The organism is Siccirubricoccus soli (assembly GCF_024178315.1).
In the GTDB taxonomy this organism is placed as follows: Bacteria; Pseudomonadota; Alphaproteobacteria; order Acetobacterales; family Acetobacteraceae; genus Siccirubricoccus; species Siccirubricoccus soli.
Genome location: NZ_JAMZIK010000127.1, coordinates 23,643 through 30,463, shown reverse-complemented (window position 1 = coordinate 30,463; position 6,821 = coordinate 23,643). Strand labels below are relative to the sequence as shown.

The window sequence follows — 6,821 nt, the reverse complement described above, 5'->3', positions numbered from 1 at the left end:
GCCACCGACGTCGCGCAGAACAGCGGCGGCGCCGCGAGCTTCACGGTGAAGGACGCCACCGCCATCCCCTCGGCGGCGGCCAAGGCCAGCATCGCCCTCGGCGCCGGCAGCGACTCGCTGGTGCTGAAGATCAGCGAGGAGGCCTGGAACGGCGACGCGCAGTACACCATCAGCGTGGACGGCAAGCAGATCGGCGGCACGCTGACGGCGAAGGCGCTGTTCGGCTCCGGCACCTCCGACACCATCACGGTGAAGGGCGACTGGGATGCCGGCAACCACTCCGTCTCGGTGAACTTCCTGAACGACGCCTATGGCGGCAGCGCCACCACGGACCGCAACCTGCACATCGACTCCGTGGCCTATAACGGCACCACCGTCGCCACCAATGTCGCGCAGAACAGCGGCGGCGCCGCCACCTTCACCGTGGCGGACAAGACCGACCTCGGCACCGTGCTGGGCAGCGGCAGCGACAGCATCGGGCTGAAGATCAGCCAGGATGCCTACAACGGCAACGCCCAGTACGTGGTGCTGGTGGACGGCAAGCAGATCGGCGGCACGCTGACGGCGAAGGCGCTGCACGACAGCGGCGCTTCCGATCTGGTGACGGTGCAGGGGAGCTGGGGCCCGGGCGACCACACCCTGGCCGTGAAGTTCCTGAACGACGCCTATGGCGGCACCGCCGACACGGACCGCAACCTCCATGTCGATGCGGTCAGCTATGACGCCAAGGCGCTGGCGGCGGGCACCGCCTCGCTGATGAGCGCCGGGGAGGCCCACTTCACCCTCACCGACACCACGGCGGCGACGGCGAACTGGATCCTCTGAACAGGGATTGAGGAGGGTCCTGCCCTCCTCGATCTCCACCCGCCCAAGGCCGCAGGGCCTTCGGCACCCGGGAGTCCGGGCGGTGACGCCCAACCTCCTTGCCGCGCCGCCCAGGCCATGGCCTGCTGGCGGCGCGTTCAATTCCGGAGGCCCGCATGCCCGAACTGCCCGACCGTGCCCAGGTGGTCATCATCGGCGGCGGCGTGGTGGGCTGCAGCCTCGCCTACCATCTGGTGAAGCGCGGCTGGCGGGACGTGCTGCTGCTGGAACGGAAGCGCCTGACCAGCGGCACCACCTGGCACGCGGCCGGTCTGGTCGGGCAGCTCCGCGCCACCCAGAACCTGACCCGCCTCGCGCAATACACCACGGCGCTCTATCGCGGGCTGGAGGCGGAGACGGGCCAGCCCACCGGCTTCCGGCGCTGCGGGTCGCTGGCCATCGCCACCACCCCGGGGCGGCTGGAGGAGCTGGCCCGCGGTGCCGCCATGGCAAGCTGCTTCGGGCTGGAGGCGCAGATGCTGGGCGCCACCGAGGCCGCCGCCCGCTGGCCGCAAATGCATGCCGGCGACGTGCTGGGCGGCGTCTTCCTGCCGGAGGATGGCTATACCAGCCCGATCGACACCACCCAGGCCCTGGCGAAGGGTGCCCGCCAGGGTGGCGCCCGCATCCTGGAGAACCTCCGCGTCACCCGCATCCTGCACGCCCATGGCGCCGTCACCGGCGTCGAGACCGATCAGGGTGTGGTGCAGGCGGAATACGTGGTGAATTGCGCCGGCCTCTGGGCCCGTGAGCTTGCCGCCCAATGCGGCGTCGCCGTGCCGCTGCACGCCGCCGAGCATTTCTACGTCGTCACCGAGCCGATCCCCGGCCTGCCGCACGACCTGCCCGTGCTGCGCGACCCCGATTCCCGCACCTACGTCAAGCCGGAACAGGGCAAGCTGCTGATCGGCTGGTTCGAGGAGGTGGCGAAGCCCTGGGGCATGCGAGGCGTGCCGGAGGATTTCGAATTCGGCCATCTGCCGGATGATTTCGAGCATATCGCGCCGCTGCTGGAGCTCGCCCAGAAGCGCATCCCGGCGCTGGCCGAGACCGGCATCCGGCTGTTCTTCAACGGGCCGGAGAGCTTCACCCCGGATGATCGCTATTTGCTGGGCGAGGCGCCGGAGCTGAAGCGCGCCTTCGTCGCCGCGGGGTTCAACTCCATCGGCATCCAGTCGGCCGGCGGCGCCGGCAAGGTGCTGGCCGACTGGATTGTGGATGGCCACCCGCCCATGGATCTGTGGGATGTGGATATCCGCCGGGTCATGCCCTTCCAGCGCAACCGGCGCTACTTGCAGGACCGCACGGTGGAGACGCTGGGCCTGCTCTATGACATGCACTGGCCCTTCCGCCAGCCGGCCAGCGCCCGCGGCGTCCGCCGCACGCCGCTGCATGGCGCGCTGGCGGCGGCCGGCGCCTGCTTCGGCGAGACCGCCGGCTGGGAACGCGCCAATTGGTTCGCGCCCCCCGGCATGGCGCCGCGCTACGAATACAGCTACGGAAGGCAGAATTGGTTCGAAGCCTCCGCCACCGAGCACCGCGCAGTGCGGGAGGCGGTCGGCCTCTTCGACCTCTCCTCCTTCGCCAAATTCGTGGTGGAGGGGCGCGATGCGGAGGCGGTGCTGAACCGCATCTGCGCCAATGACGTCGCCGTGCCGCCCGGCCGCGTCGTCTATACCCAATGGCTGAACGAGCGCGGCGGGATCGAGGCGGATGTGACGGTGACGCGGGAGGCGGCGGACCGCTACCTCGTCGTCACCGCCGCCGCCAGCCAGACCCGCGACCTCGCCTGGCTGCGCCGGCACATCCCGGAGGATGCCCGTTGCGCGGCGTTCGACACGACCTCCGGCCTCGCCACCATCGCGGTCATGGGGCCGCAGTCACGCGCATTGCTGTCACGGCTCACCGATGCCGATCTCTCCAACGCCGCCTTCCCCTTCGCCACCTCCCAGGTCATCGACCTCGCCTATGCCCGGCTGCGCGCCACCCGCATCACCTATGTCGGGGAGCTGGGCTGGGAGCTCTACATGCCGAGCGAATTCGCGGCTGGCGTCCACCAAGTCTTGGTCGAGGCCGGCGCCGATCTCGGCCTGCGCCATGCCGGCTACCACGCGCTGAACTCGCTGCGCATCGAGAAGGCCTACCGCCATTGGGGCCACGATATCGGGGAGGAGGACACCCCCCTCGAGGCCGGCCTCGGCTTCGCACTGGCCTGGGGCAAGCCCGGCGGCTTCATCGGGCGGGAGGCGCTGCTGCCGAAGCGCGGCCAGCCCCTGCCCAAGCGCCTGGTGGTCGTCACGCTGGAGGACCCGGAGCCCCTGCTCTATCACAACGAGCCGATCTTCCGGGACGGCGTGCTGGTCGGCCGCACCACCTCCGCCATGTTCGGCCATACCATCGGCCGCAGCATCGCCCTCGGCTATGTGGAGAATGCCGAGGGTGTCACGCCGGACTGGCTGGCGAGCGGGCGTTTCGAAATCCTGGTCGGCACGCGGCACGTCGCGGCCACCGCCGCGTTGAAGCCGCCCTACGATCCTGCCGGCGCGCGCATCAGGGCCTGATGCCGGCTTGGGCAGTAAAGTAACGCGCATCGCTTTTTTCGCGGCGAGTCCGCTTGACCCAGGCGCCGTTGCGGCGAAAGCTGCCCTTCATGCCGGGTTACACGCCGCGACCGCTGCCGCGCAGCCTCTACGCCGCCACCGCCATCCCGGCGCCGCCGACGCCGCCGCTGGACGGCGACGCCACGGCCGATGTGGCGATCATCGGCGGCGGCTTCACCGGGCTCTCCACCGCGCTGCACCTGGCGGAGCGCGGCGTCGCCGTCACGCTGATCGAGGCCAATGAGCCGGGCTGGGGCGCCTCCGGCCGCAATGGCGGCCAGGTCAATCCCGGCCTCAAGCACACCCCGGACGAGATCGAGGCCAAGCATGGCGAACTCGGCCGCCGCATGGTGGCCTTCAGCCATGCCGCGCCGGATTACGTCTTCGACCTGGTGCGCCGGTTTCAGATCCGCTGCGCCGCGCGCCAGGGCGGCACCCTGCGCGCCGCCATCGGCCGCAAGCCGGCGGAGGAGCTGCGCCGCCTGCAGAAGGTGTATGAGGAACGCGGCCACCCGACGCGCCTGCTGGAAGGCGCCGCGCTGCGCGAGGCGACGGGCACGGATTTCTACACGCTCGGCCTGCTCGACCCGCGCGGCGGCGACCTCAACCCGCTGAGCTATGCGCGCGGCCTCGCCGGTGCGGCCATGGCGCTCGGCGCCCGCATCCATGGCGGCACGCCGGCCCTCGCCCTGCGGCCGGGCAAGGATGGCTGGGAGATCGCGACGCCGAAGGGCAGGCTCCGCGCCGGCCAGGTGCTGCTGGCCACCAATGGCTATACGGACAGCCTGTGGCCCGGCCTCGCCCGGAGCCTGGTGCCGCTCTACAGCTCCGTCCGCGCCAGCGCGCCGATACCTCAGAAGCTCGCGGCGAGCATCGTGCCCTTCCGCGGCTCCGTCTACGAGACCGGGCGCGTCACCGTCTATTACCGCGTCGATGACGGCAACCGCCTGGTCATCGGCAGCCGCGGCCCGCAGCGGGACCTCACCTCGCCCGAGCCGGTCGCCTACCTCGTCGCGCATGCGGAGCTTCTCTGGCCGCAGCTCAAGGGCATCGAATGGGCTGAAGCCTGGAACGGCCAGCTCGCCTATACCGAGGACCACACGCCGCATGTGCATGTGCTCGCCCCCGGCCTCTACGCCGCCTATGGCTACAATGGCCGCGGCGTGGCCATGGCCAGCCATATGGGCAAGGCGCTGGCCGGCCTGCTGACCGAGGGCGAGGCGGGCTTCGACATGCCGATCACGCCGATGCAGCCCATCGCCTTCCACCGCTTCTGGAAGCTCGGCGTCTGGTCGGAAATCGCCCGCATGCGGGTGCTGGACAAATTGGGCTTATAGGGAGGACCGCGCATGCGCGTCGGGATCGAGGTTGGCGGCACCTTCACGGATCTGGTCGCCATCGAGGGCGGCGAGGTACGGGTCATCAAGGTGCCCTCCACCCCGCGCAGCCCGGATATCGGCGCCTTCAACGCGCTGACCGCGGCCGGCATCCCGGCGGCGAGCGTCACCGACCTGGTGCATGGCTCCACGGTGGCGACCAACGCCATCCTGGAACGCCGCGGCGCACCGATCGCCTTCGTGACGACCAAGGGCTTCCGCGACATCCTTTTCATGCAGCGGCATGACCGCCGCAACATCTACGATTTGCACTACGCCAAGCCGGCCCCGCCGGTGCGCCGCCGCGACTGCTTCGAGGTGCCAGAGCGCATCGCCGCCGATGGCAGCGTCATCGCGCCGCTGGACGAGGCGGCGGTCAGGCGCGAGCTGATCCCGGCGCTGGCCGAGGGCGGCTTCCAGGCCGTCGCCCTCTGCCTGCTCTCCGCCTATGCCTCGCCGCGGCATGAGGCGCGGCTGAAGGCGCTGATCGCCGAGGCGCTGCCCGGCCTCCGCATCGCCGCCAGCCATGAGGTGGCGCCGGAATTCCGCGAATACGAACGCGCCTCCACCACCGCCCTCTCCGCCTATGTCCAGCCGGTGATCGACGGCTATCTGGACCGCTTCGAGGCAACCCTGGCCAAGGCCGGGTTCGCCGGGCATTTCAGCGTCATGCAATCGAATGGCGGGCGCATGCCGGCGCGCGCCATGCGCGCCAACGCCATCAGCGCCCTGCTCTCCGGCCCCGCCGCCGGCGTGGTCGGCGCCATCCGCCAGGCGGCGCGCTCCGGGCGGGGCAATCTCATCACCTTCGACATGGGCGGCACCTCCACCGATGTGGCGCTGGTGCAGGAGGGCGAGGCTTCGCTGGCCGCCGAGACGGAGGTGGACGGGCTGCCCATCCGCACGCCGGTGCTGGATATCGTGACGGTCGGCGCCGGCGGCGGCAGCCTGGTCTGGATCGATGATGGCGGCATGCTGCGCGTCGGGCCCCGCAGCGCGGGGGCGGAGCCCGGCCCCGCCTGCTATGGCCGCGGTGGCACCCAGCCCACCGTGACGGATGCGCATGTGGTGCGCGGCACCATCCGCCCGGATGCCTTCCTCGGCGGCGGCATGTCCTTGGATGCGGATGCCGCGCACCGCGCCTTCGAGGAGATCGCCAGGCGCCTCGGCACCGATGTGCGTGGCGCCGCGGCGGCGGCCATCCGGCTGGCCGTCGCCAACATCGTCCGCGCCATCCAGCTCGTCTCCACCGAGCGCGGCCGCGACCCGCGCGACTACGCACTGCTGCCCTTCGGCGGGGCGGGCCCCCTGCTGGCGGCCGAGATCGCCGAGGAGCTCGGCATCCGCGAGATCCTGGTGCCGCCCAATCCCGGCGTCATCTCCGCCCTTGGCCTGCTCTCCGCCGATTACGTGAAGATCCGCGGCGCCACCCGCCGCGTGGCGCTGGATGGGGAAACTCCTGGCATCATCGCCGCCGAATCCGCCCGGCTGCGCGCCGCGACGGAGGCGGAGTTCGCCGCCCTCGGCCTCACCGGCGCGCTGGAGCACAGCCTCGAGCTCGACATGCGCTTCATCGGCCAGGCCTTCGAAATCCCCGTCGCCGTCGATCCCGCCGAGCTGCCCCGCCTCACCACCGCCGACCTTGCCGAGCGCTTCGCCGCCGCGCATCGCCGCGTCTATTTGCATGGCGGCGAGCCAGGGCGGAAGGTGGAGCTCGTCGGCCTGCGCTTCGGCGTCCGCCGCCGGCTGGATGCGCTGCCGGAGGTGAAGGAACGCGCCGCCGGCCTCTCCCGCCCGCCCACGACGGAGGTGGTGACCGGCGGCGCCGCCCTCAGCACGAGGCTGCTGGACGCCGCGACGCTGACCGGCGTGGCCGGCCCTGCGATGATCGAGGGCTATTCCTCCACCATCTGGGTCCCGCCCGGCTGGTCCGGTGCCCGCGACGGCGCCGGCAACCTGCTGCTGCGGAAGGAGGGCTGAT

The 6,821-nt window shown here is 71.2% G+C and carries 4 protein-coding genes; all 4 read left to right on the top strand.

Annotated features, from left to right (window positions below; all coding sequences use genetic code 11):
• Positions 1-825, top strand: an 825-nt coding sequence (locus NJ376_RS19830) for a carbohydrate-binding domain-containing protein (protein WP_252955021.1), incomplete at its 5' end; no start/stop codon positions are given.
• A 155-nt stretch (positions 826-980) separates the two neighbouring features.
• Complete coding sequence (locus NJ376_RS19825) at positions 981-3,425, top strand: GcvT family protein (protein ID WP_252955020.1); 2,445 nt, start codon at positions 981-983, stop codon at positions 3,423-3,425.
• 53 nt (positions 3,426-3,478) lie between these two features.
• A complete protein-coding gene (locus tag NJ376_RS19820) occupies positions 3,479-4,801 on the top strand; it encodes an NAD(P)/FAD-dependent oxidoreductase (RefSeq protein WP_252955019.1) in 1,323 nt (440 codons plus the stop codon).
• 12 nt (positions 4,802-4,813) lie between these two features.
• Complete coding sequence (locus NJ376_RS19815) at positions 4,814-6,820, top strand: hydantoinase/oxoprolinase family protein (protein WP_252955018.1); 2,007 nt, start codon at positions 4,814-4,816, stop codon at positions 6,818-6,820.
• Position 6,821: the final 1 nt, after the last annotated feature.

Coding starts and splice junctions, on each gene's coding strand:
- NJ376_RS19825 (WP_252955020.1), top strand. CDS start 981: ATGCCCGAACTGCCCGACCGTGCCCAGGTGGTCATCATCGGCGGCGGC.
- NJ376_RS19815 (WP_252955018.1), top strand. CDS start 4,814: ATGCGCGTCGGGATCGAGGTTGGCGGCACCTTCACGGATCTGGTCGCC.